Annotated in this window: 20 protein-coding genes; 14 read left to right on the top strand and 6 right to left on the bottom strand. The window is 56.2% G+C overall.

Features of this window, described 5'->3' with window-relative positions; translation table 11 throughout:
* Positions 1 to 5: 5 nt before the first annotated feature.
* Complete coding sequence (cax, locus tag PVA01S_RS16270) at positions 6 to 1,058, bottom strand: calcium/proton exchanger (RefSeq protein ID WP_054797026.1); 1,053 nt, start codon at positions 1,056 to 1,058, stop codon at positions 6 to 8.
* A 277-nt stretch (positions 1,059 to 1,335) separates the two neighbouring features.
* Here cax and PVA01S_RS16265 point away from each other — a divergent pair, with 277 nt between their 5' ends.
* Positions 1,336 to 1,725, top strand: a complete 390-nt coding sequence (locus tag PVA01S_RS16265) for an Asp23/Gls24 family envelope stress response protein (RefSeq protein ID WP_127608487.1) — start codon at positions 1,336 to 1,338, stop codon at positions 1,723 to 1,725.
* Positions 1,726 to 2,132: 407 nt separating this feature from the next.
* On the opposite strand, the gene ftsW is transcribed toward PVA01S_RS16265, so the two are convergent.
* Both ftsW and PVA01S_RS16255 read right to left on the bottom strand, forming a co-directional pair.
* A complete protein-coding gene (ftsW, locus tag PVA01S_RS16260; RefSeq protein ID WP_127608486.1) occupies positions 2,133 to 3,290 on the bottom strand; it encodes a putative lipid II flippase FtsW in 1,158 nt (385 codons plus the stop codon).
* Between the two features lie 13 nt (positions 3,291 to 3,303).
* Positions 3,304 to 3,651 (bottom strand): YugN family protein, encoded by a 348-nt coding sequence (locus PVA01S_RS16255; RefSeq protein ID WP_054798753.1) that lies wholly within the window; start codon positions 3,649 to 3,651, stop codon positions 3,304 to 3,306.
* Between the two features lie 209 nt (positions 3,652 to 3,860).
* Here PVA01S_RS16255 and PVA01S_RS16250 point away from each other — a divergent pair, with 209 nt between their 5' ends.
* Together PVA01S_RS16250 and PVA01S_RS16245 are read left to right on the top strand one after the other, a co-directional pair.
* Positions 3,861 to 5,048 (top strand): M20 metallopeptidase family protein, encoded by a 1,188-nt coding sequence (locus PVA01S_RS16250; RefSeq protein ID WP_127608485.1) that lies wholly within the window; start codon positions 3,861 to 3,863, stop codon positions 5,046 to 5,048.
* 94 nt (positions 5,049 to 5,142) lie between these two features.
* Positions 5,143 to 5,580 (top strand): CBS domain-containing protein, encoded by a 438-nt coding sequence (locus tag PVA01S_RS16245; RefSeq protein ID WP_054797028.1) that lies wholly within the window; start codon positions 5,143 to 5,145, stop codon positions 5,578 to 5,580.
* 49 nt (positions 5,581 to 5,629) lie between these two features.
* Here PVA01S_RS16245 and PVA01S_RS16240 read toward each other — a convergent pair whose 3' ends face one another.
* Positions 5,630 to 6,382, bottom strand: a complete 753-nt coding sequence (locus PVA01S_RS16240; RefSeq protein ID WP_127608484.1) for a thermonuclease family protein — start codon at positions 6,380 to 6,382, stop codon at positions 5,630 to 5,632.
* A gap of 179 nt (positions 6,383 to 6,561) precedes the next feature.
* Between PVA01S_RS16240 and PVA01S_RS16235 the strand changes: the two genes are divergently transcribed.
* From PVA01S_RS16235 to PVA01S_RS16225, 3 genes are all read left to right on the top strand, one after another.
* Positions 6,562 to 8,259: a DNA repair helicase XPB gene (locus tag PVA01S_RS16235; RefSeq protein ID WP_127608483.1), complete on the top strand. Its 1,698-nt coding sequence runs from the start codon at positions 6,562 to 6,564 to the stop codon at positions 8,257 to 8,259.
* On the top strand, positions 8,256 to 10,319 hold the full coding sequence (locus tag PVA01S_RS16230) for a helicase-associated domain-containing protein (protein WP_127608482.1): 2,064 nt from the start codon (positions 8,256 to 8,258) through the stop codon (positions 10,317 to 10,319). The genes PVA01S_RS16235 and PVA01S_RS16230 overlap by 4 nt, the downstream gene beginning before the upstream one ends.
* Before the next feature lie 76 nt (positions 10,320 to 10,395).
* Positions 10,396 to 10,842: a YlbF/YmcA family competence regulator gene (locus PVA01S_RS16225; RefSeq protein ID WP_127608481.1), complete on the top strand. Its 447-nt coding sequence runs from the start codon at positions 10,396 to 10,398 to the stop codon at positions 10,840 to 10,842.
* Positions 10,843 to 10,897: 55 nt separating this feature from the next.
* On the opposite strand, the gene PVA01S_RS16220 is transcribed toward PVA01S_RS16225, so the two are convergent.
* Positions 10,898 to 11,932, bottom strand: a complete 1,035-nt coding sequence (locus tag PVA01S_RS16220) for an asparaginase (protein WP_054798755.1) — start codon at positions 11,930 to 11,932, stop codon at positions 10,898 to 10,900.
* A gap of 53 nt (positions 11,933 to 11,985) precedes the next feature.
* On the opposite strand from PVA01S_RS16220, the gene PVA01S_RS16215 reads away from it, so the two are divergent.
* The 7 genes from PVA01S_RS16215 to PVA01S_RS16185 all read left to right on the top strand — a co-directional run bounded on the left by PVA01S_RS16215 (position 11,986) and on the right by PVA01S_RS16185 (position 20,930).
* Positions 11,986 to 12,252 carry a YlbG family protein gene (locus tag PVA01S_RS16215; protein ID WP_127608480.1) on the top strand — a complete coding sequence of 89 codons (267 nt, stop codon included), beginning with the start codon at positions 11,986 to 11,988 and terminating at the stop codon, positions 12,250 to 12,252.
* A 191-nt stretch (positions 12,253 to 12,443) separates the two neighbouring features.
* Positions 12,444 to 12,884, top strand: coding sequence for a hypothetical protein (locus tag PVA01S_RS16210; protein ID WP_127608479.1), 441 nt, complete (start codon positions 12,444 to 12,446; stop codon positions 12,882 to 12,884).
* A 150-nt stretch (positions 12,885 to 13,034) separates the two neighbouring features.
* Entirely contained in the window at positions 13,035 to 13,946 is a 912-nt protein-coding gene (locus PVA01S_RS16205; RefSeq protein ID WP_054797030.1) for a selenium metabolism-associated LysR family transcriptional regulator, read from the top strand.
* A gap of 24 nt (positions 13,947 to 13,970) precedes the next feature.
* The gene (locus PVA01S_RS16200; RefSeq protein WP_155615457.1) at positions 13,971 to 14,831 is read left to right on the top strand and encodes a PHP domain-containing protein; all 861 of its coding nucleotides are present in this window, start codon (positions 13,971 to 13,973) and stop codon (positions 14,829 to 14,831) included.
* Positions 14,828 to 15,694 carry a UTP--glucose-1-phosphate uridylyltransferase GalU gene (gene galU, locus PVA01S_RS16195; protein ID WP_054797032.1) on the top strand — a complete coding sequence of 289 codons (867 nt, stop codon included), beginning with the start codon at positions 14,828 to 14,830 and terminating at the stop codon, positions 15,692 to 15,694. Before PVA01S_RS16200 ends, galU begins: the two co-directional genes overlap by 4 nt.
* A 33-nt stretch (positions 15,695 to 15,727) precedes the next feature.
* Complete coding sequence (locus PVA01S_RS16190) at positions 15,728 to 17,068, top strand: UDP-glucose dehydrogenase family protein (protein ID WP_054797033.1); 1,341 nt, start codon at positions 15,728 to 15,730, stop codon at positions 17,066 to 17,068.
* 262 nt (positions 17,069 to 17,330) lie between these two features.
* Positions 17,331 to 20,930: a CheR family methyltransferase gene (locus tag PVA01S_RS16185; protein ID WP_127608478.1), complete on the top strand. Its 3,600-nt coding sequence runs from the start codon at positions 17,331 to 17,333 to the stop codon at positions 20,928 to 20,930.
* Between the two features lie 183 nt (positions 20,931 to 21,113).
* Here PVA01S_RS16185 and PVA01S_RS16180 read toward each other — a convergent pair whose 3' ends face one another.
* On the bottom strand, positions 21,114 to 22,901 hold the full coding sequence (locus PVA01S_RS16180) for an Rqc2 family fibronectin-binding protein (protein WP_127608477.1): 1,788 nt from the start codon (positions 22,899 to 22,901) through the stop codon (positions 21,114 to 21,116).
* A 226-nt stretch (positions 22,902 to 23,127) separates the two neighbouring features.
* On the opposite strand from PVA01S_RS16180, the gene PVA01S_RS16175 reads away from it, so the two are divergent.
* The gene (locus PVA01S_RS16175; protein ID WP_127608476.1) at positions 23,128 to 25,914 is read left to right on the top strand and encodes a calcium-translocating P-type ATPase, SERCA-type; all 2,787 of its coding nucleotides are present in this window, start codon (positions 23,128 to 23,130) and stop codon (positions 25,912 to 25,914) included.
* Positions 25,915 to 25,972 lie beyond the last annotated feature (58 nt).

The following is a 25,972-nucleotide window of genomic DNA, read 5'->3' as shown; positions in this document are numbered from 1 at the left end:
TTGGGTTAAACGAGGAAGAAGGCGATGCCGAGCACCAGATACACGACCAAGAGCAGGACGCCCTCGAACCAGGTGGTTTTTCCGTCACTGGAAATCGATTTGGCAATAAAGGCGGCGACGCCGATGGCGACCAGCTCGTACCCGGTGAAGACGAGGTCCATCGTTTTGCCGAATAATACGGACACGAGGACGAGCAGCGGCGCGACAAACAGTGCGATTTGCAGGCTGCTGCCGATCGCGATCTCGACCGCGGCGCCCATTTTGTTCTTGCGTGCCATAATAATAGCGGCGCTGTGCTCGGCCGCATTGCCGACGATCGCAATGAGGAAAGCGCCTACGAACAGCTCGGATAATCCGTATTGATGGCTGAAGCCTTCGAGCGTGCCCACGAGCCATTCGCTCCCGAATGCGACCATGACCGTGGCAAGGATAAGAAACAGCACGGAGGTCCCTTTGGACCAGGCCGCTTCTCCATGCTCGACAACCGGGTCCGAAAGCTCGTCTTTGTGGGTGACCATCGAGAAGTAAAGCCACAGCAAGTAGGCGACAATAAGGATAGCGGAAACGATAATGCTTAGGTTGATCGTCTCGTTCGTCGTCAAGCTTTTCGTGAAGGCGGCGGGAATGAACAGTGCGATGACGGCGAGCAGCATGAGCGAGCCGTTATGGCCGGCGAGCTTCAGGTTGAACGATTGCTCTTTGTACTTCAACCCGCCGAGCAGGACGCTTAATCCAAGCACGAGCAGCATGTTGCCGATAATCGAACCGGTGACGCTCGCCTTGACGATGTCGAACATGCCGTCCTTGACCAGAAAGATGGCGATGATCAGCTCCGCCGCATTCCCGAACGTTGCGTTCAGAAAACCGCCGAGCCGTTCTCCGGCATAATGAGCGACGCTTTCCGTCGCTTTGCCAAGAAACCCGGCAACGAACACGATCGATACCGCGGAAATCAGAAATTGCACCGTTGGGCTAAAGGTTGGAGCGCCGACATAATGAGCCACTCCGCTCAAAATGAAGCTAGCGATTAGTCCGATGGCAAAACCGTATCGTCTCATAACAATCACCTCATATGGGAAAGTATTCCTTAAATCAACAAACAATATTCTAATCCCCTACAAGATGTAAGGCAATCAAAATATTTATTGGACCCGCAGTCCGGTGATGAAAAGTACGGAATCGCGGTGCAATAACGCTAAGGGCGAAGCACCGGGAAAAGCCTTGAACTATCAGCTGCACCGGTGTCGAACCTTGTCAATCCGAGGGTACGTTGGATTTGCTTTCCATGAAAGAAGTTATTACAATAGAAGTATAATCGGTGAAGGAGTGATCCTCATGAACGAAGAAATTCAAACTGGTCTTATCCGCATTTCAGATGACGTCGTTGCAACCATAGCAGGACTCGCTGCATTGGAGACGCCGGGGATCGCCGCCATGTCTGGAGGGATGTCGGAAGGATTGGCCAAGCGCCTGAGCGGGAAAAACGCGCAAAAGGGCGTTTCCGTTGAAGTGGGTCAAGTCGAGGCCGCCATCGATCTGCGCGTAATCGTTCACTACGGAAGCAAGATCCAGGAGGTTTGCCGCGATCTTCAAGAGAACGTGCGCGAAGCGGTGGAGAACATGACCGGTTTATCGGTCATTGAAGTCAACGTGAAAGTGGAAGGGGTCGCCTTCCGCGAAGAAGAAGCGGTACATACCGAAGACCCGCAGCATCGGGTAAAATAGGAAGATAGCGCAGCAGGGGGTGCCGAGAAATCGCCCTCTGCTTTTTCATGTCCGGGGCGAGATGCCCATCGGATTAATTATTCGAAATGATGTGACAATGAGATGAATCAAGAAAAGATTGTGCGAGCATTGAATGGCGAACACCGCCATGATTTTCATTGACTCTCTAGCCTATATTGAGGGAAAAAACTATTTATTTTGGCAAGATTGTATCAATTCATATGAGTATGCCATTGACTTGAACATGGATTTTGCGACCTGGCTTGAACTTCTAATTATAGCTCAAGGAAGTGAATACTGGTTCTGGCCATCTTTTGTTCCGGACAAACCTAATCCCTGATGAAAATCAGCATCCGAATACCCAAAAAAAACCTAGCGTTGAGCCGCTAGGTTTTCCCGTTTTCTCTCTATCTCGCCCATCGGCGCTCATTCAATTTCTTTCCCGGCTCCCGCTCTTTATCCGGCCGGTTGTATTCCCGCGAGATGCTGAGCAGAATTCCGAGACTCATCAGCGTCACCAGCATGGATGTTCCGCCTTGGCTGATCAGTGGAAGCGTAACACCGGTCATCGGAATGGTGTTGGTAACGCCGCCGATGTTGATGAAGGCCTGGATGCCGATCATGCCGACGATACCGACGCCCGCCAGCATGCCGAACAAGTCTTTGCAGCGTAAGGCCACGATAAGACCGCGCAGCAGGAATACTAAATAAATAATCAAAAATATGGATGATCCGATAAAGCCGAGCTCTTCGCCGATAATGGAGAAAATAAAATCGTTGTGCGCTTCCGGCAGGTAGTGCAGCTTCTGGACGCTTTGTCCGAAGCCGGCGCCGGTCAGACCGCCATGTCCAAACGCATAAAGCGACTGTACGATTTGAAAACTGCCGCCCTGCGGATCGGCGAACGGGTCCAAGAATGTCGTAAACCGGTCGACCCGATAGCTGTCTCCACCCGTTTTTAACAAGTAAACGGACGCCAGCAGCGCGAGGGCGGAGGCGCCTGCTGCGCCGAGCAGCATAATATGCTTGATGCTGGCGCCGCCAACGACGATGACCAGCGCCGCACTCAAAACTACGATCATGGTGGAACCAAGGTCGGGCTGAAACATGATCAGCATGCACAGGAATCCGACAACGAGCAAAGGAGGAACGAGTCCGCGCTTGAAATCGTGGATTTTATCCCCCTTTTTGCTAAGCAAGGCCGCCAAGTAGAGGATGACGGCCAGTTTGGCGAGTTCCGTAGGCTGCAAACCGAAGGAACCGATATAAATCCAGCTTTTGGCGTTGTTCACTTCGCGTCCGACGATCGGCACTAGAAGCAGCAGCACGATGGAGAAGGTAAGGAAGGGGGCCACCCATTTCTGAAACTTGCGGAAATCGACATTCATGCAAAAGAACATGATGACCGTTCCCAAGCCGACGGCCAAGCCTTGCCTAATGACCAAACTCCAAGGATCGTTCATCGCTACGCTTGCGCTGAATACGAACGCCAAACCGATGCACACGAGTAAAAACGTCAGAAAGAGCAGCAGAAAATCAGGCGTTCCTCGTCGCGGCGAATTCATCGAGAGTCTCCGCTTAGTGGGTCAACTTAACTTTCAATTCCGCCAGTTTACCGTTTACGGCTTTCATGATGGAGTCCGGCACCGGAGATTGATAGTCCAAACCGTGCGGGAAGGTCGCTCTTCCGATATAAACGTCTTCAATGTAAAGAATCGCGTAAGGGGATTCCAATTTACCGCTTTCCACCCGTGTATTGATGCGCAGGAAGTAATCTTCGCGGTTTGCTTTATCTTCCAGCTTCAGGTCGTAAGTGGCGCGGTAGTACTCCCATTGCCAACGCACGAACCCGAGTTGCTCCATACTTTCGTCCAAATGGGCGAGATCGCTTTTCAAGCCCTTCAATCCACTGTTCTCAATAATCACAGCAAGCCCTCCTAATCTATGTACATCACTTTACTCATGATAGTATGTTTCCCTTACTTGTGCAAGCCTAATGCATCCCGCCCAAGCGGCGTCAAAGGGAAAATTTGAAATTTTGTGACACATGGATGAAACCGCCCCGCGCATTTGTTACAATAAGAAACGAAGGTACGGATCGTGGACTTAAAGACGTATACAAAGGGGGAAAGACCATGAATATGAATGAAACGCTTGAATCGGTTTTTCCCGAGATGATCGAATGGCGCAGACATATGCACCGGAATCCGGAGCTTTCCTATTACGAATCGGAGACCGCTGCCTACGTAGCCGAACGGCTTCTGGCTTGGGGACTCGAGGTCCGTACATTTGCGGGCAAGGGACATGGCGTCGTTGCGCGGCTGGAAGGCCGGAACGCAGGGCCGACGGTGGCGCTGCGGGCGGATATGGATGCGCTGCCGATTCAGGATGAGAAAGCGTGCGAATACGCATCGACCGTACCCGGCGTCATGCACGCTTGCGGACACGATGCCCACACGTCTACGCTGCTCGCGGTGGCCAAGACGCTGAGCCGGCATCGCGACAGTCTGAACGGCACCGTCGTGTTCCTGTTCCAGCCTGCCGAAGAAACGACGCCGGGAGGAGCGCTGGGGATGATCGAAGACGGCGCATTGGACGGTGTCGATGTCGTATACGGCATTCATTTATGGACGCCGTTCGAGGTCGGCACGGCGGCTTGTAAGCCGGGACCGATGATGGCTGCCGCGGACGAGTTTGTGATCGAGATTAAAGGCAAGGGCGGTCACGGCGGACTGCCGCACGAGGCGATCGATAGTGTGTTCGTCGCTTCGCAGCTCGTCGTGAATCTGCAATCGATCGTCAGCCGTTCAGCCGATCCGACGGAGCCTTGCGTCGTATCGGTCGGATCGATACACGGCGGCACGACGTTCAACGTCATCGCCGAAATGGCGACGTTGAAAGGAACGGTCCGGACCTTTCATCCGGACTTAAGGTCGATGGTAAAGGACAGGCTGGAAACGATCGTGCGCCAGACCTGTTTGATGCACGGCGCCACGTACACGCTTGATTACAAGATGGGGTATCCTCCGGTCATTAATCATGCCGAGGAAGCAGACCGGTTCTTGCGCACGGCGCCGCAGACATTCGGGGAAGCGGGCACGAAGCTTTCGCCGCTTATTATGGCCGGGGAAGATTACGCTTATTATTTGGAGCAAATTCCGGGGTGCTTCATGTTCGTCGGCGCAGGCAATCGGGAGCGGGGAATCGTTTATCCGCACCATCATCCCCGCTTTGACATCGACGAGAATGCGATGCTGCACGCGGCGAAGCTGTTCGTGAGCATGACGCTCGATTATATGAACGAGTACCGGACTTCCCGTTAAGTGCTAGTTCTTCGAAGCGCATGGGATCGCGCCGCCAGGGCAAATCTATGGGAGACGGCGTACCGCCGATTTTTTTCTCAGGAGGATGAGCGCGATGGCATCGAGGACGCTTCGGGAAATCATGACGAAAGATTGCGCGACAGTGACGCTGAAGGACAACGTATATGAAGCTGCCGTAAAAATGAAGCAGGAAGACACGGGATTTATCCCGGTCGTCGACGGTAAGAAGCTGATCGGCGTGCTGACCGACCGCGACCTGGTCATCCGCGGCTTTGCGGCTAAAAAGGAAGGATCCACCGCGATTAAAGAGGTGATGAGCGATAAAGTCGTATCCGTCTCGCCGGATACGACCGTCGATGAAGCGGCGAAGGTGATGGCGAAGGAGCAAATTCGCCGCCTTCCGGTCGTCGAGAACGGGGAGTTTGTCGGTATCGTCTCCATAGGGGATCTGGCGGTGCGCGACAAGTTCGAGAACGAGGCGGGCGAGGCGCTCAGCCAAATTTCCGAGAACCACAAACAAACCGTCAATTAAATGATACGCTCGTATGAAAAATCCTCCGGGGAGCCGGAGGATTTTTTGCTTATTCTTTCGATTTGCGATAACCGGCGTTCTCGGCCTCCTTGGCGCTGCAAAACAGCTGCTCCGGCACGGTTTGCTCGTAGTAGCGGCCGCCGGGAACATGGTATATTTTTTCCTTCCTGGCGTTGATGTTGCCTTTAATCTCCGGATTCGCGCAAGTGGAATCGGCGGCTTCGTTATTTGTTCCCGCGGAGACGCCAGTGCTGCTGCCTGGTTTTTTTCCTGCGGCCCATAAGCCTTTGCCTTGCTCGCGAGCGCTTCTCTCCGCCTGGACGAACAGCTTCGCATACATCACATTCGGCGGAACGGTCATCGGATTGGCGTATCCTTCACGCACCAGCAGTTCGTTGTACATGATTCGCTCCCCTTCGACGAATACGTAGCGCAGCAGTCGGCCGTAAGTATCGGTGTTTCCTGTATCCGTAAACAGAAAGACCTTCCGATTAGACAGACGTTTCTTCGTATACTCGCTGGCCTCTTTGCCGTACGGCTCAATTTTGCCGATGCTTTCCGGCGTGTTTACGCCGATCAGGCGAACTTTATTGTTCGAGGCCGTCTCGAACGTATCGCCGTCGACCACACGTTTCACTTGATCGACCGAATAAGGCTTTCCTTTTAATTGAGGATAATCCGCCAAGACGGCTTGTACGAATGCGTCGTCGTCCGATCCAGCCGTGCCCTCTGGCGGGACCCCGCACCCGGACAAGACGAATATCATTCCCCAGATCACTGCCGCCCAAAGATGTCTCATCATGATTGCAATCTCCTTTACGCCGATCCGCCCCAACGGTAAAGATCGGTTGCTCCACACATTTTTTCACAAATTTCGACGTTTTTCAAGGAATTTCGAGTTTGATTCTCGGTAAAGGAGGTTTAAATCGTGCGCCGTTCCCTCATACTACAAATATCTGTCAATGCTTGGAGGGAACTGCGATGCCTACGTTTCATAAAGACCGGCCGCTCGTTGTACAGCACGACTTCTGCATTTTATTGGAAACGAGACACCCCCAATTTGAGGAAATGCGCGCCGAGCTGATCCGGTACGCCGACCTTGTCAAATCGCCGGATAATATGCATACGTACCGGATGTCGTCGCTATCGCTTTGGAACGCCGCTGCCGCGGGAGTCACGGCCGAGGATGTGATCGCTTTTCTCGAAGCGAATTCGAAGTTCGGCGTCCCGGTGTCGGTCAAGCAGGACATCCGGCGATTTATTGAGCGGTACGGGTTAGTGCGGTTGGAAAGGCTTGGAGATGAGTTGCTTCTAATCTCCGACGATATCGATATCATTAAGGAAATGGCTCGTTACAAATCGCTCCGTTCCTATGGGCTATGCCAGCTGGATGAACGGACGCTGCGGTTTTCTGCACAGTACCGGGGTTTATTGAAGCAGGAACTGGTCAAGCTCGGATTTCCGGTTGAAGATCTTGCCGGCTACAGCCGAGGCGAATCGCTGCCGATCCAGCTGCGTTCGGATGCCGCCGGTACGGGCGCCTTCGCGCTTCGCGATTACCAGCGCTCTGCGGTCGATTCCTTCTACCGCGAGGGCTCGATGCAGGGCGGCAGCGGCGTTCTGGTGCTGCCCTGCGGCGCAGGGAAGACGGTTATCGGCATTGCGGCGATGGGGAAGCTGTCGTGCGCGACGCTCATTCTGACGACGAACAGCACGTCGGTGAAGCAGTGGAAGCGCGAAATTTTGGATAAAACGGACCTCACGGAGGATATGGTCGGCGAATATACCGGCTTGCAAAAAGAAGTTCGCCCCGTGACGATCGCAACGTATCAAATCTTGACGTACCGCAAGTCGAAGAACGAATCGTTCGTTCATATGGACCTGTTTAATAAACGGGACTGGGGGCTTATCGTTTATGACGAAGTCCACCTGCTGCCCGCTCCCGTATTCCGGGTGACGGCCGATATCCAGGCGACGCGGCGGCTGGGGCTTACCGCTACATTGATCCGCGAAGACGGACGCGAGGAGGACGTATTCTCGCTCGTCGGTCCGAAGCGGTACGAGATGCCCTGGAAAACTCTGGAGTCGCAAGGGTGGATCGCCTCCGTCGAATGTGTCGAGCTGCGGGTGCCGCTGCCGCCCGCCGAGATGGAGGCTTACCGGTCGGCGGCCGAACGGGAACGGATGCGCATCGCAAGCAATAACCGGGCCAAGCTGGACGTTGTGGATGGGTTATTGCGCAAGCATGAAGGCGAGCAGGTAATCGTCATCGGGCAATATTTGGAGCAGCTGCACAAGCTTGCTGAGCGGACCGGCGCGCCGATGATCAGCGGCGAGATGCCGCACGACAAGCGGGAGGCGTTATACCACAGCTTCCGCAGCGGCGAAATTCCCGTGCTGATCGTGTCCAAAGTGGCCAACTTTGCCGTCGATTTACCCGATGCGGCGGTGGCGATACAGGTGTCCGGCAGCTTCGGCTCCCGTCAGGAGGAGGCGCAGCGGCTGGGCCGCATTTTACGGCCGAAATCGGGAGAAAATAAAGCTTACTTTTATACGATTGTCAGCGAAGATACGAAGGAGCAGGAGTTTGCGATGAACCGTCAGTTGTTTCTGATCGAACAAGGCTACAACTACCGGATGGTCGGTGCGGCCGGTGTGTCGGAGGTGACCGTGCGATGAATTACGATCGACTGCTTGCCTTGATGCCGGCCGAACTGCGCGGTCGTCTTGAAGCGGAAACCGTTTATGCGCCGTGGCTGAGGCGAGGACAAGCGCTGGAGCGGCTTTGGCAGGACGATGTGGTGCTGGAGACTGTGTACAATCGGCTTGCGCCGGCGGAACGTACGGTGTTGGACGCTGTCGTGCGGCGGATCGGCTGCGAACCCTTTGACGACGCGCGTTTAGAGCGATCGGTTGGGGCGGCGCTATCCGGTGCGGAAGTACAAGCCGGATTCGCCGGCATTCGGCGTAAAGGACTGGTGTTCGCATTCCGCAAGTCGTGGGGCGAGCTTGTGTACCTGCTTCCTGAGGACGCCCTTCCGCGGTGGCAGCGCATCCTCTACCCGCTGCTCGGCGAAAGAGCGGCGGAGGAACGGCTGGACCCGGGTTCGATTGAACTGCAAGCCGGGGGCGGCCGGGAACCTGTCATCGCCATCTTCGACATCCTGACGCTGATTGCGAAGCTGGATATGAAATTGACAAAAAACGGCACGCTGCCGAAGAAAGCCGTTCAACGGCTGAATGAAGGGCTGCCTTGGCAAGACGAGTGCTTCCAAGGCGTGTCGCTGAAGTATGCCTATGCGGACGTCTACCCGTTGAAGACGGCGCTGGTCCTGGATATGCTGCTGAAAATGGGATTGCTTGAGATGGATGACGAAGGGTTGCGTCTGCAGGAAGAACAACTGCGTTCGTTTCTCCACGCGACCCGTGCCCGGCAAAACGAACGGTTGTACCGGCTGTGGAAGGAGCTTGCCTTCCCGGCCTATGCGTGGCAGCAGCACGCAGTGCTGCTGCTGGAGACGATCCCGGAAGGCGAATGGTTTGCCCCTGAGATGCTGCTGAGCTCGCTGCGCCGTTACGGGCTCGCCGAGGGCGCGGAAAACTCGGACGATGCGGCCGAACGCGTGCGTTTGCTAAGGGAGCAATGGTTGGAGCCGTTAACCGGGCTCGGCTGGCTGGAGCGAGGCTGCATCGGCCTCGGCCGCGAGGGCCAGGGAGGCGCTTCTACGTATTATCGTTGGCGTTGGCGAGCCGCCGGTACGGAGGGGGAGGCGGTCGAGGAGATGCCGGGTGCCTTCCTCGTGCAGCCGGATTTCGAAATCCTCGTACCGCCTGACGTGCCGCTTTGGGTGCAATGGGAGCTGATCTGCCTATGCGACCCGCCTGTCCGGGACGTGCTCTCCGTAACCAAACTGACCAAGGCGAGCCTCAAGTATGCCCTGGAGCAGGGGAGAACTGCGGACGACGTGCTGTACTTTCTGGAAGAGCACGCGGCATACGGGCTGCCGGACAACGTCCGGTTGACCGTCGAGCAATGGGCGAAGCCGTTCGGCAAAACGAATCTCACGCGTGTCGTGCTGCTGCGCTGCGCCGATGCCGATACGGCGGCAGCCTTAACGAGACTGCCGCCGGTGTCGAAGCTGTTGGGCGAGCGGATCGGGGACATGCATTACGTCATCGACGAGAACGATATCAAGCCGCTCGCCGCCGCATTGGAGAAGGCCGGATTTATGGCCGGGCTTCCGGCTGCCGATCCTGCTGCCGGAAGCGGAGGCCGCCGCTATCCTTCGCTGCTCCGGGATTCCGGGCATGAGAGAACACAGCCGCCGCGTGAACCGGAGTTTGAGCTTGATGCCGGAACGGCGAAGGGGCTCGTCTACTCGCGGCATTCCATCGCATACTTTCAGATGGAAGCGCGGCTGCCTGAGCCTGCCGATCTGTATCCGGACCTGCGGGATATCCCGGCGGCTTGGCTGCGGGATTATCGGAATTATCACCCATCTACGCGCAAAGATATGGTTGAGAAAGCGATCGAGATGCGGACGCTGCTGCAAATCCGCAAGGATGGCGCCGATGTTCGGTTCGCCCCCCGCAAGGTGCAGGAAACCAGAGGCACCTGGTGCATGACCGGGCTCGGGCCGGCGGAGGAACGGAGCGGGAACGCCGGCGAAATTCGTCTCCTTGCCGACGAATGGCAGGAGATGAAGCTGATTTTGCCTGGGATCAACGATAAATATTAATCCAACGGCGTATTTCTTTAAAATGTGATATGATAGAAGGGTAAGCTTATATTATCCGAAAGGCGGGTGCTTAAACATGGCGGTTATGGAATCGCGCACGCTCGATATGTCTGCCATCCTGTTGGAGGCCTACGATTTGGCCGATATGATCAAGTACTCCGCAGAAACCGCGGATTATTTATATTGGAAGCAAGCCAAGGACGCCGATCCGGAAGTGGCGCGTCTGGTGAAGGAGTTCGCCAAGAAGAAAGAGCTTTTCGAAGAGTGCGAACGCTTTGGCCACTATCATCCGAATTATCACGAGGCGCTCGATCAGGTGAAAGCCGTGCAGGCGCAGCTTGACGAAGTAGAGGCGGTTCGTAAATATAAAGAGGCGGAGAGGAAGCTGGACGACCTTCTATATACCGTCTCGGAGACGATCGCACGTTCCGTCTCGGAAACGATCAAGGTGCCTTCGAACGATCCGCTCGCAAGCTCCGGGGGTTGTTCTTCCGGAGGGAGCTGCAGCGGGAATTGCGGCTGAGGCGGGAGTAAGCCGGAACCAATGAAGGGCGGCGGACGCCGCCCTTTCTGTTTTATTAGCATGTGTGTTCTTGTGTGCGAATAAGCCGAAATACCGGCTGAATCCGTCCGACCGTCTCATGCCGGCGATTGACGACGTCCGGCCGGTGGAACGGGGCGAGCCGTTCCGCTTCCTCCTCGCTTAACAGACCGAGCTGCAGCAGCGCTTCCGTTGCAACCGGATACAGCGCCCGTTCGGCGCCATCGTCCACTTTAATGGCGATGCCGATGCCCAGCTCCGGGACGGTCGCCGCGTACAAGCCTTCAGCGCCCATCTTGCCGATAATCCGTCCGGCGGTTAATTCCGCCAAGCGCGTATCATAACGATCCGTGCCCGCTAGATAGAACGGGGAACGGCGGATGGCCGCTATAATGCGCCGACAAGCTTCCGCACGCTTCGGCGCCAAGTCATCCGGGCGCCCGAGGCGCGCATATCCGTAGGCAAGAGCAGCCAGCGGAAGCGCGAATACCGGAACCCCGCAGCCGTCGACGCCAAGCTCGATGCGCTCGGCCGGGATTCCGCACATGTCGCTGACGGTTTGCAGCATTTTGTGCTGGACAGGATGATCGGGGTGAGTATACTGATGAGTAGATACTTGCATCAACGAGGCTAGGGCGAGCATGCCCGCATGTTTGCCCGAACAATTGTTGTGAATCGGCGCGGCCGCGACATGCTCGTATTTGAGCCGATCCGCTTCGCGCCGCAGCAACGGCTCCTGCGGCCCGCAATCAAGAGCGCTTACACCCAGGCCGGCCTTGCCCAGCAAGGACATCGCCGCCTGTGTATGCTCCGGCTCCCCGTTATGGGACGCACAAGTGATGGCCGTTTCGGCATCGGTCAGCGACAGCCGTTCGGCGCCGCCCGCTTCGAGAAGCGGAATGGCCTGCAGCAGCTTGGCGGTGGAGCGGGCGAACGTATAAAAGTGCGGATTTCCCACATAAGCCAGCAGCCTTCCTTGCGAGTCCGATACGGCGATATGGCCGCGATGAACGCTTTCCGTAACCGGACCGCGCGTGACGGCGACAAGAAGTTCGGCATCTGAAGTGGACATCGAGTTTCATTCCTTTCATTGTCTAAGAAAGCTGGAGAAAGAAGGTTAACGATATGTTTACCGAGCGTACCGGAATCATCGTTTGGGTGTCCGACGTCAAGGCGGCGGCTAAGCATTTGGAGAAATACGGAAACGTCCATTTTATTTCCAAGAAGCTGCATTATGCCGCTATGTATGTTTATGCAAGCCGTTTGGACGACACGGTCAAACAATTGCAAAAGCTGCCCTTCGTCAAAAAAGTGGAGCGTTCCTACCGGAATGAAATCAAAACCGAGTATAGCAGTAATATGCCTGATAAAACAAGATTCTACACCCTGTAAGACAAACCCGCCGCCGCAAACGGCGGTTTTTTTAGCATTCTATGACGAAATGAAGGCTCTGGTTCGAACCGGGGCCTTTTATCTAAAGATTTTTTAAGTTGATTCTCGCGAGGGATGCTGTAAAATATAATAGTAGATTAAAAAAGTATATAGGTTTGACGGACTATTTTTGTAGGAAGAGGGTTTGGTTTGTGGCAGAACGCAGAGTCGGCGAACGTGACAACCGAAACGATACCAACCCGATCGTGCTTGGGGGTCGAGCAATTACGGATATCGTGATTACGCATCATGCCCGCAGCCGGTGGGCCGATCGTGTTGAATCCGAGAAAACCGGTTTCCATGACATCACCGAATTTTTGTGGAGCAAATTAAGATCAAATTCCATTCGGACTTACTACAAAAATGAGCAGGACGTCTTTCTGATCGATGATGATCTGGTGATGGTCTGCGAATTCGCCGAAACCGTGAAGCCCGGGCCTCAACCAGGGCCTCCGACTTACAAGATGATCGTCGTCACCTTTCTCGGACGAATGTCCGAAACGATGGAACTGCGCGATTTGCGTTCGTATTACTCGTGGCTGCGCCACTCCCGCCGCATGACATTGATCAAGAACAGCAGGAAGCGAAGATAACGCCAAGCTCTCCGACTTACGATGCGTTATTGAAGGTATGCCCTCAAGGCGTACCTTTTTTCATTTTTAACGCGGGGCTTAAGACGTTCGGATGGCTAATCGCCGTTATTTTAGATATAATTTGAAGGAAGACCCTTGCGGAGGTACGTTATGGCGCTCAATTTTCATCAGCTTCACATTTTTTACACGGTCGCGGAAAAGGGCAGCTTCTCACACGCGGCCGGGGCTTTACATATGACCCAACCGGCAGTGACGATGCAAATTCAATCGTTGGAGGATTATTTCGGCACGAAGCTGTTCGTCCGTTCAACCAAGCGGGTCGAGCTGACGGAAGCGGGACGCACGCTGCTGCCTTACGCGAAGAAAAGTATCGAGCTGATTAAGGAAACGGACGTTAGTATGTCAAAGTTCACGCATATGCTGGAGGGCCGGCTTCATCTGGGGGCTAGCCTGACGGTCGGGGAGTACATCCTGCCGCGCTTGCTCGGTCCGTTCGGTTTGGAGTACCCGAATATTTCGGTCAGCATGAAGGTGATCAACACCAAGCAAATTTTGGAGGAAGTCCTGAATCATCAGCTTACGTTCGGGCTGGTGGAGGCTGAAGTGAAGCATTCGGATCTGCATACGGAAGCCGTGCTCAGCGACGAATTGAAGCTGATCCTGCCGAAGGATCATCCGCTTGGCGACTTCGACCTGGTGCCGGTGGAGGAACTGATGAAGTACCCTTTCGTCCTGCGGGAGCAGGGCTCCGGTACGCGGCGTGTGATGGAAGAAGAGCTGACGCGAGCGGGCTATGACCCGTCTTCGCTCAAAATCGTGATGGAGCTCGGCAGCACAGGAGCGGTTAAATCGGCGGTGGAGGCGGGACTCGGCATCTCGATCTTGTCCCAATCGTCGCTTAAACACGAGGCTGCGCTGGGGGTGCTGCAGGTAAAAGATGTGAAGGATGTAAGCTTCGTCCGCAGCTTTCATGCCATTTATTTAAGCTCGACCTTACTGCCGATTTCGGCGGTAACGTTTTTGACGTTTTTACGGGAGCGCGATCTCAGCCAATGGCTGTAGCGCATTGACATTAAGGAGAAGGGGATGTTGGCTCAAGTGGCATTCGCCGATTTGCACACGCATACGCTGGCTTCCGACGGTACGGGGACTCCGACGGACAATGTGAGATTAGCCTCGGAAGCGGGCCTCAGCGCCGTCGCGGTGACCGATCACGATACGGTCGGAGGGCTGGAGGAAGCGCTTCAAGCCGGCGCCGTCTACGGCGTCACCGTCGTGCCTGGCGTAGAGATCAGCACGATGCATGAAGGGATCGATATCCACGTGCTCGGGTATTGGATCGACAAGGACGACCCTGTGTTGTTGTCCCGGCTGGAACAGCTTCGGCGCGTGCGCGACCGGCGCAACGAGATGATTGTGGAGCGGCTGCGCGAGCTCGGCCTCGACCTGACGATGGACGACGTGCTGCAATCGCTGCAGACCGTTAAGAAGCAAGGCGATACGATAGGGCGCCCGCACATTGCGGACGCGCTCGTGCGCAAGGGCTACGTCGGATCGATGGCTGAGGCGTTCGAGCGTTACCTGGGCAGCGGAGCCGCCGCGTTCGTGTCGCCGCCGCGCATTACGCCCTTTGAAGCGGTTCGCTGGGTTCAGGAAGCCGGCGGCGCGCCGGTGCTGGCGCATCCCGGCTTATACGGGCGGGACGATCTTATCGCTTCTCTTGCCGCGGAAGGCTTGGTCGGACTGGAAGCCTACCATGCCGACCATTCGCCCGGGCAGGAGGCCCACTATGCTGCGATGGCCGATCGTTACGGCTTGGTCGTCACGGCGGGCTCCGATTACCACGGCGAGCGCGGGGGCGTCGTGTTTCACGCCCCGGTCGGAGGACGCCGGATCGACGCTGAGGTCGTCGAGAGGCTGAAACAGAGAAGAGGAGTGAGGACATGAGCGTACGCAAAGCGATTATTCCGGCGGCAGGACTGGGAACCCGGTTCCTGCCGGCAACGAAAGCGCAGCCAAAAGAAATGCTGCCGATCGTCGACAAACCGGCGATTCAATATATTGTGGAAGAAGCGATTTCTTCGGGAATCGAAGATATCATCATCGTGACGGGCCGCAACAAGCGGGCGATCGAAGACCATTTTGACAAGTCGGCCGAGCTGGAAATGATCCTGGAGGAAAAAGGAAACACCGAACTGCTCCAGATGGTCCAGTCGATTTCCAATCTGGCTGACGTTCATTACATACGTCAAAAGCAGCCGCTCGGCCTCGGCCACGCGGTTTTGTGCGCCCGCAAATTTATCGGGAACGAGCCGTTCGCCGTGCTGCTCGGCGACGACATCATTCAGTCGGACCCGCCTTGCTTGAAGCAAATGATCGACTTGCACAGCATGACGGGCACCTCGGTCATCGGTGCGCAGGAAGTGCCGTGGGAGGACGTGTCCAAGTACGGGATTTTGTCTCCGGTGAAGGAGGCATCGGACTTTCTTTGGATCGAGGATTTGGTGGAGAAGCCGGATCGCGATACGGCGCCGTCCAATCAGGCCATCATCGGCCGTTACGTATTGATGCCGGAAATTTTCGGCATTCTGGAGAACAGCGCTCCAGGCCGAGGCGGAGAAATTCAATTGACCGACTCGCTGCGGGTGCTGAACGGGCAGCAGCGTATGGTGATGATGCCGGTCGGCGGTCGACGCTTCGATGTCGGCGATAAGCTCGGCTATATTGAAGCAACCGTCGAGATGGCGCTCGAGCGCGACGAGTTGAAAGGGCCGCTTGAGCGATATTTGCGCGGGCGGTTAGGTTTGTAACGGGCGAATCGAATCAGGAATCGGGAGGCGTTTATGTTCGAACGGATTGCAGTGGTAGGAACCGGGTATGTCGGACTCGTCTCCGGCACCTGTTATGCAGAAGCCGGGCATTTCGTCATTGGCGTGGATCGGGCGGAGGAGAAAATACAGCTCCTGCAAAGCGGTCATATTCCGATCTATGAACCGGGCCTGGATGAAATGGTGCAGCGGCATCTGCAAGGCGGGCGACTGGCCTTTACGACCGATCTGAAGCACGCGGTGCGTCAATCGGATATCGTGTTTCTGGCTGTCGGCACTCCGACGCTCCCGAACGGCGAGGTCGATCTAAGCCAAGTCCAGGCAGCCGTTACTGAAATTGCGGAGGCGATGGACGCGCCAAAGCTCATTGTGATGAAAAGCACGGTGCCGGTCGGCACGTCGCGGCTCGTGGAAGGATGGATTGAGACAGCTTTACGCAAGCCTCTGGCGTTCGATGTCGTGTCTAATCCGGAGTTTCTGCGGGAGGGTTCGGCAATTCGGGATACGCTGCAACCTGACCGGATCGTCATCGGCGCGGACCGCCGGGACGCGGCGGAACGAATTGCCGCGCTCCATGCGTCCTTCGGTGCACCGGTGCTGTACACGGACCGAGAGAGCGCCGAGCTGATCAAATATGCGTCCAATGCCTTCCTGGCAGCCAAAATCTCGTTCATTAACGAGATGGCAAACGTATGCGAGAAGGTGGGCGCCGACATCGACCTCGTCTCCAAAGGGATGGGGATGGACCGGCGCATCGGACCGCACTTTCTGGAGGCGGGCATCGGGTACGGCGGCTCCTGCTTTCCGAAGGATACGAAAGCGCAGCTCCGCTTGGCGGAGCATGTCGATTACGATTTTCTTATATTGCGGTCGGTCATCGAGGTGAACCGCCGCCAGCGGGAGAGGTTCGCAGATAAGATCGAGCAGACGCTGGGAGGCCCCTGCACGGTAGCGCTGATGGGCTTGACGTTCAAGCCGGAGACCGATGATCTGCGCGACGCACCGGCGCTCGATATCTTAAGCATGCTGGTGGAACGCGGCTTTCGCGTACGCGCATATGACCCGGTCGCCGCTGAGCTTGCGGCGGATGTTCTGAGTTTGGACGGCGCGGTTTACGTCAGCGACCCCTACGAAGCGTTAACCGGCGCCGATGCGATGGTCGTTACGACGGAATGGAGCGCCGTACGGACGCTGGACCTTGAGGAAGTAAAGGCAAGGCTCGCCAGGCCGGTCGTGATCGACGGCCGCAACTGCTTCGATCCGGTCCAAATGGCGAAGCACGGCATCCGGTATATCGGCGTAGGTCGTCCGGAGATCGTGATTCAGCCGGACAGCACGGCGCTAGTTCGCCAATGAAGCGGTGCGCGTATACGAAAGTTAATAAAGCAAAGCCCGGGAGCTTGTCAGCCCCGGGCTTATTTGCGCTGCAGGTCGTGCACATTTTGCAGCCCATCTGGCGGAAGCGCCGCCGTGCAACATCATCACTCGCATAGGGCGACGGGCCGAAAAAAAGGTATATGTTGGGTTAATAGGGATTTTGATGCAGAGTACCCATTTTGATATAATAGACTGGACAACGGTGTGCGGAACAACGCCGAATGAAATGAGGTTGAGGTGAATGAGTGATAAACCAGCGATACAAGAAAGACGGAAGCAGCCTGCTGCGGGCGGTTATATCGTAGGAATTGGCGCCTCTGCAGGCGGTCTGGAGGCGCTGCAGCACTTCTTCGATCATATGGTAGCGGACAGTGGCTTGTCTTTTGTGGTCATTCAGCATCTTTCACCGAATTACAAGAGTTTCATGGCGGAGATTTTGGCCAAGAACACTCGGATGCGCATATACGAAGCGGAGAATCAAATGGAGGTGAAGCCGAACTGCGTCTATTTGATTCCGCCGCGCAAAGCGATTACGATCAACAACCGAAAGCTGCAAGTGACCGGTTATTTGCAATCGGCCGGTCTTTATCTGCCGATCGACATGTTTCTGACTTCGCTGGCCATGGATGTGGGCACCCAAGCGGTCGGCGTCATTTTGTCCGGCACGGGAAGCGACGGCACGCGCGGTGCGGAGGCGATCAAGGAGCACGGGGGTCTGGTTATCGTGCAGGACGAGAAGTCGGCGAAATTCGACGGGATGCCGAATAGCGCCCGATCGACCGGCTGCGTCGACCACGTGCTTGCGCCGAGCGCGATAGCCAATTACTTGTTGGGTCGGGCGGTCGTCGATCATGAGAAAGAAAGGGATATGCCGGGGGACGAAGCGCTGCCATCTATCGTCGGTTGGGACGAGCAAACGATGCAGCGCGTTTTCGAATTGCTGAACATGTCCAGAGGCATCGATTTTTCGCACTACAAGCAGAACAGCATCTTCCGTCGCATGGAGCGTCGAATGAGCATGATCGGCATGAACAAGCAGGCCGATTATTTGCAGCTGCTGCAGAACGACGAGAACGAGCTCGGTTCGCTCGTCAAGGACCTGCTGATCGGCGTTACGCGCTTTTTTCGCGATGCACAAGCGTTCGAGGCGCTGCAGCACAAAGTGATTCCCGCGATCTTGGAAAGCAAGCAAAGCGAGCGGCAAATCCGAATATGGGCGGCCGGCTGCTCGACCGGAGAAGAGGCGTACTCGCTGGCGATATTGTTTCACCAGCATATGGCGAAGACCGGGCAATCGTTCTCGGTAAAAATTTTCGCAACCGATCTGGATCAAGACTCGATTGATTTCGCGGGACATGGCGTGTATCCGGAAGCTGCCATGAAGGGCGTCTCCAAGCGGCTTCGCAAGACGTATTTTACGCAAATCGGCGATATGCACCAGATCAACAAAGAAATCCGCAACATGGTTGTGTTTGTGTCTCACAACATGATCAAAGATCCTCCATTTCATAATTTGGACTTGATCACATGCCGCAACATGCTGATTTACTTGCAATCGGACATGCAGCAGAAGCTCATCTCTTTATTCCATGCTGCTTTGAATCCGAACGGTTATCTGTTCCTCGGGCCAAGTGAAACGCTCGGACGACTGGCGAATTTGTTCACGCCGTTCGAGCGTAAATGGAACATATTTCAGCAGCACAGCATCAACTCGAATAAAGCTGCGGCCGGAGTTCCCGGAATGAACGGTTCTGCGCATATCCCGAAGATTCATCAGATGGCACAGAGGTGGGTTCCGCTCTCGAAAGAGGTTCACGGCTGCAAAAAAACGGACGATTTGTACACGACGTTCGTCGATGAACATTTGCCACCATGCATGGTTATCGACGAGAACAACGAAGTGCTGCACTTGAGCGGCAACATCAATCCGTACTTGGCGCTTGCGCGCGGAAAGCCGAGCTGGAACATCTATAAGATGGTGGAGGCGCATTTGTCGGTGGCGATCGTTACGGCGATCCAGAAGGTACGCAGGGAACGGCGCGCTATTTATTACAAAGACATCAAGGTCAACAATTCGGAGCATTCGCCGTACATTAACCTGATAGTCAAGCCGTTCTCGTTGACCAATAAAAAGTTCGACAAGCTCGTGCTCGTTTCGTTCGAGGAGTCGGCGCAGCAGCAGTCGCCGCAGGTACGCGTCGTCGAATCGTTCGATATTGAAAATAACGTAAACCAGCGTATGGTGGAGCTCGAGCAGGAGCTGCAGCGGGCCGAAGAGTCGCTGCAGGCTACGATCGAGGAGCTGGAAACGTCGAACGAAGAGCTGCAGGCGACCAATGAAGAGCTGGTGGCCGCCAATGAAGAGCTGATGAGCACGAACGAAGAGCTGCAGTCCGTCAACGAGGAACTGGTGACGGTCAACCTCGAATATCAGTACAAAATTTTAGAACTGACCGATTTGAACAATGATATGGATAACTTTCTGGTCAGCACAAGGATCGGCACCATTTTTCTGGACCGGAATATGTGCATTCGCCGGTTCACGCCAGTGATCGCTCAGGAGATCAATTTGCTGGATGCCGACTGCGGCCGGCCGCTCGCGCACATCTCGCACAACTTCCGCTATAACGGCTTCGTGGAAGACGCGAAGCGAGTGCTCCGAACGTTAGTGCCCGAAGAGCGGGAGATCCAGAACCAAGGCGGCAAATGGTACAGCATGCGCGTGCTGCCGTATCGGACGAGCGACAATGTTATTAAAGGAATCGTGCTTACTTTTGTCGATATTACCGAGCTGAAGAGCGCCAATATCGAAATGCTGAAGCTGTCGTACGCCATTGAACAAAGCCCGTCGATTACCGTCATTGCCGGTTTGGACGGGACCATCGAATACGTCAATCCGAAATTCACGGAAGTGACCGGATTCGAGCCGGCCGACGCCATAGGCGGGCACATTCGAGAACTGCAGCATTGGGAAGGTTCCAGCGTGCCGTTCACGGAAATTTGGAGCCTGCTGTCGGAGGGTCAAGAGTGGAAGGGCGAGCTGGAGAGCCACAGCAGGAACGGATTGACTTACTGGGAATCGGTCAAGTTTTTGCCGATCAAAGATAGCGAAGGACAGACGATTCATTATCTGAAAATCGCTGAAGATATGTCCGAGCGGAGACATACGGAAGAATTGCTGCGCAAGTCGGAAATGCTTTCGGCCGTCGGCCAGCTGGCAGCGGGCATCGCCCATGAAATCCGCAACCCTCTTACCGCGCTGAAAGGGTTCACCAAGCTGCTCCGTTCGGGGGCTCATAACGATAGTTATTTATCGATCATGTCCGCCGAGCTGGAGCGGATCGAGCAAATCGTCAGCGAGCTCCTCGTGCTCGCGAAGCCGCAGGCGGTCGATTATTTGCCGAAGTCGGTCTCCTCCATTCTGAACGATGTGATCATGCTGCTTGATACGCAGGCGATCATTACGAATGTCGAAATCGTCAATGAAATCGACGATCCGCTGCCGCTCATCAGTTGTGTGGAAAACCAATTAAAGCAGGTATTCATTAATGTGGTGAAGAACGGCGTCGAGGCGATGCCGGACGGCGGACAATTAATTGTGCGCGCGCGCCTTGCAGCAGACGGTATGGTGAACATCGGGTTTATCGATCATGGCTGCGGTATTCCCGAAAAGAAGCTTGCGCGTCTCGGAGAACCGTTCTACACGACGAAAAGCAATGGGACCGGCCTGGGTCTGATGGTCAGCTATAAAATTATTGAAAACCATCAAGGCGTGATGGTAATTACGAGCAAAGAAAATGTCGGAACGGCCGTTGTCATTCAGCTGCCGACGATCTCCTGATTTTCTTCCAATACAAGACCCAGCAGATCTTTTTTGGCGCAAGGGAAAGCGTACCAGCCTTCCTATATGTGGGGGAAGCGGGTGAAGCGCAAAAAAAAAGACCGCCTGTCCCGGAATGCAGCATGTCCTTGCTGCTTCATCAAGGGACCGGCGGTCTTTATGTCGTTCTCCCGGCGGCGAACGTTATTTCACGGTAAAGGGCAGCTGTTTAATCCGTTCGGGGTCCGGTGTGACGAACAGCGTCTTCTGATGATCGTAGATGACGAAGCCGGGCTTGGCGCCGCTCGGTTTACGGACGTGCTTGACCAGCGTATAATCGACCGGCACTCCGCTGGATTCCTTCGCTTGGCTGTAATACGCGGCGAGCTGCGCCGCTTCGAGCAGCGTGGCGTCGCCGAATTCCGCGCTGCGAATGACAACGTGAGAGCCGGGAATATCCTTCGTATGCAGCCACGTATCGCCGGGTCCGGCGAGCCGGTTGGTCAAGTACTCGTTCTGCGTATTGTTCTTGCCCACATAAAGAGCAATGCCTTCGCTGGATGTGTAGCAGGCGAGCTGCGGCCTGGCGTTTGCCTTCTTGCGCTTGCCCTTCTTGCCGCGGTCGCGCAAGTAACCTTGTTCTGTCAGTTCCTCGCGGATTTCCTCGATATCGGAGAGGCTCGCGCTCGTAAGCTGCTGCAGCAAATTGTCCAGATAGGCGATTTCCTCGTGCGCCTGCTGCATTTGCTCCTTCACGACGCTTAGGCTGTTTTTGGCTTTCGTATATTTTTTGAAGTACCGCTGGGTATTTTCAGACGGTGACAGCAGCGGGTCCAGCTCGATTTCGATCGGACGCTGTTCTTCATCGTAGTAGTTAATCACTTCGATACGGCTGTCGCCTTTGCGGATCTGATGCATGGAGGCGGTCAGCAGCTCGCCGAGAATCCGGAAACGATCGGCCTGCTGCGCGTCCTGCAGCGTTTCCTCCAGTTTCTCCAGCTTCTTCACGTTCTTGGTCCGCTCGTTCGTCAGTAAGCGGAACAGGTCGCTGACCCGCTGCTTGACCGTATCCCGCTCGGCTTTATCGCTGTAATAGGCTTCCAGGCAGGCGCTTATCGAATCGAATCGGCGCATGCCGCCGCCGATATGCGTCAGTTCGAGGATGGAGAAGTAGCTCTTTCCCGACGACGGATGCTCGGTTATGACAGGCGTCAGCTGCCTTCGCTCCAGCTTGCCGATGAGCTCATGGAACGGCTCCCACAGCTTGCGTACGGCTGAGGCCGCGTCAAGCTCCGGGTCAAAGGCGCCGCCGAAGGCGCGGTATGCGAGCTCGCGCGCCACAAGCGGGCTGATGCCGCTAAAGCGCTGTACGATCGCTTGCTCCCACAGCCGGGCGCCGTATTCCCCGCCGGCTTCCAGCAGCCCGGCGGCCGTATCGCCGAGCTGCTGCTCGAATGCGTCCGCACTCAGGCCGAGCGGCAGCGTCTTGTGCTGCTCCGGCGGAGCTGTGTAACGTACGCCGGGCATGACTATCCGGTAGCTGCTGATCGCCGGTGTGACGTGATGAATGCCGTCCAGAATCGTGCCGGTCGCCGGGTCTAGCAAAATAATGTTGCTATGGCGGCCCATAATTTCCACGACGATCGTCTTCAAGGACAGGTCGCCGAGCTCGTCGCGCTGCCGGATGTGGAAGCGGATGACGCGCTCCATGCCCGGCTGATCGATCGCTTCAATGATGCCGTTCTCGCAATGCTTGCGCAGCAGCATGCAGAACATCGGCGCTTCGAGTGGATTCAAGAAGCTTTCCTCCGTAACGTGTACACGCGGATAGGTCGGGCTGGCCGATAACAGAAGCTTCGTATTTTTGCCTCCGGCGCGAAGCTGCATCACGATATCGTTCGCGGAGGGCATTTGCACTTTATTGATACGGGCGGGCAGGAGGCTTTGCAGCTCGCTTACGAGCCCGTGTGTAACGAGACCGTCAAAAGACATGAGGGAACAACTCCAATCGTGTTTGCCGCTGCGGCGCGGCCAGGCTTACCAGCCGGACCGGACACGCGTTGCGGGCAAACGTAGGCTAAGTTTTAAACGCTACCCCCTATCATGCCATATTTTCATCAAAAACTTAAGGTCTTTTTGCAGCTGCAGGAAAACGTGCTAATTTGCGGCTTGTCTGAATACATTTACCCTAGACAACCTTATGGGAGGGAATGAGCAGATGAGTCAGAAACCGTGGTATCAATGGACGGCCGAGGAGATCTTGCAGTCGTCGGGAACAGAGCCCTCACAAGGCTTGAGCTGGGAGGAGGCGGACAAGCGGCTCGGCTCGCAGGGCAAGAACGAGCTGGCCGAAGGTCAGAGCATCTCGCCGATCACGTTGTTCCTGAATCAATTTAAAGATTTTATGGTGCTTGTGCTGGTAGGAGCCACGCTTGTTTCCGGATTGCTCGGGGAGTATTTGGATGCCATTACGATCATTGCGATCATCATTATGAACGGCATTCTCGGCTTTGCCCAGGAGTTTCGGGCGGAGCGTTCGCTGCGCGCGCTGAAGGAACTGTCGGCCCCGAACGCCAAGGTGGTAAGAGCGGGCAAGCTCGAGCTGATTCCGGCCCGCGATCTCGTGCCCGGCGATCTCGTGCTGCTCGAAAGCGGAGACCGGGTGCCGGCCGACATTCGTTTCATCGAAACGTTCGGCACTTACATCGAGGAATCGGCTCTAACCGGAGAGTCCGTGCCGGTGGCCAAGCATACATCCCCGCTGCCGCAGGACGATATTCCGCTAGGCGATCAGCGCAACCTCGGTTTCATGGGAACGATGGTCACCCGGGGAACGGCCAGAGGGGTTGTCGTACGCACCGGCATGCAGACGGAGATGGGCAAGATCGCCGATCTTATCCAGAATACCGATGCCATGGAAACGCCGCTGCAGCATCGGCTCGAGCAGCTCGGTAAAATATTGATCATCGTCGCGCTGGCGCTGACGGTGCTTGTCGTCGTCGCGGGGATTGTACACGGCCAAGAGCCTTACGGCATGTTTCTCGCGGGCGTCAGCCTGGCGGTCGCCGCGATTCCCGAAGGGCTGCCGGCGATCGTCACGATCGCGCTCGCGCTCGGCGTGCAGCGGATGATTCAGCGCAAGGCGATCGTCCGCAAGCTGCCGTCGGTCGAGACGCTCGGCTGCGCGTCGGTGATTTGCTCGGATAAGACCGGCACGCTGACACAGAACAAAATGTCCGTGACGCACCTGTGGCTGGGCGGCGAGGTGCTGGAGGTGACGGGCGACGGGTACGAGCCGAACGGGAGCATCATGAACCGGGGCAAGCCCGCCGACCTGCGCGACAATCAGATGCTCCGTCGTCTGCTCCAGGTCGCCGTGCTGTGCAATAACGCCATGCTATATGAAGAAGCGAACGAAACGAAGAAGAAGAAGGAGGCGACCGAGCGGAGCGGCGTCTGGGCGATTAAAGGCGACCCGACGGAAGGCGCGCTGACCGTGCTCGGAGCAAAAGCGGGTCTTACGAAACAAGCGCTCGACGGGCTGTACCGGCGCACGCTTGAGCTTCCGTTCGATTCCGAGCGGAAGCGGATGTCCGTGATCGTCGAGCATCAAGGCGGACGGATGGCATGCACGAAAGGAGCGCCGGATTTGCTCGTTCAGCAATGCGCCTATGTGCTGTGGGACGATAAAGTCATTCCGTTCACCTCGACGCTGAAGCAAAAGGTGCTCGCCGCAGCCGAGGGCATGGCCAAAAACGCGCTGCGCGTGCTCGGTCTTGCGTACCGCGATTTGAAAGCGACGGAGCGGAATCTTGACGAGTCGACCGTCGAGAGTCAGCTCGTGTTCATCGGTCTGACCGGCATGATCGATCCTCCTCGTCGCGAGGTGCGCGACGCGATCGTGAAGTGCCGCCGCGCCGGCATCAAGACGGTCATGATCACCGGCGACCATCAGACGACGGCGGAGGCGATTGCGAGGCAGCTCGGCATTTTGCAGCAGGACGGGCTGGCCTTGAACGGCCAACAGCTTGCCGCCATGAGCGACGACGAGCTGGATAAGCGGGTGAACGACGTGTTCGTGTACGCGCGCGTATCCCCGGAGCATAAGCTGCGCATCGTCAAGTCGCTGCAGCGCCAAGGCCACACGGTTGCGATGACCGGCGACGGGGTCAACGACGCGCCTGCGATCAAGGCGGCCGATATCGGCATTGCGATGGGCATCAGCGGCACGGACGTCTCCAAAGAAGCGTCGTCGCTCGTCTTGTCCGACGACAACTTCGCGACGATCGTGGCGGCGATTGAGGAAGGCCGGGGCATTTACGAGAACATCCGTAAATTCATCCGATACCTGCTGGCGTCGAATGTAGGCGAAATTATGACGATGTTCCTCGCGATGATGGCCGGCCTGCCGCTGCCGCTCGTGCCGATTCAAATTTTGTGGGTGAACCTGGTGACGGACGGGCTGCCGGCGATGGCGCTTGGCGTCGACCAGGCAGAGAGAGATTTGATGCAGCAAAAGCCGCGTTCGGCCAAAGAAAACATCTTCGCCCGCCGGCTCGGCTGGAAAATCGTCAGCCGCGGCATCTTGATCGGGCTTTGTACGCTGGCGGCATTCTACATTACGCTGAAACAGGGCGCCGATAGCCCGAACGCGCTCATGAAAGCGCAGACCGTGGCGTTCGTTACGCTGGTCATGGCTCAGTTGATTCACGTGTTTGATTGCCGCAGCTCGCGCTCGATTTTCCATCGCAACCCGCTCCAGAACGTTTGGCTCGTGCTGGCGGTGGCGTCTTCGCTGCTGCTGATGTTCCCGGTGCTTTACGTCGACGCGCTGCAGCCGATCTTCAAGACGGTGCCGCTCGGTCTCGTCGATTGGGGGCTTGTGCTCGTGTTCGCGGGTATTCCGACGTTCCTTATGGGGCTGGGCAGCTTGCTCAGCACGTCCAAACGCAAACAGACGACGCTGCCCAAAGGGCGCAACCCGATGAAGCCCGTCGTCCGATAAGAATCTCTAAACATGCGGCCCGAGCCGCCTGCAGCGACGCAGGGGCTAAGGCCGTTGC

Source organism: Paenibacillus validus NBRC 15382 (genome assembly GCF_004000985.1).
Lineage (GTDB): Bacteria > Bacillota > Bacilli > Paenibacillales > NBRC-103111 > Paenibacillus_G > Paenibacillus_G validus.
This window is presented reverse-complemented; position numbering and strand designations above follow the sequence as displayed.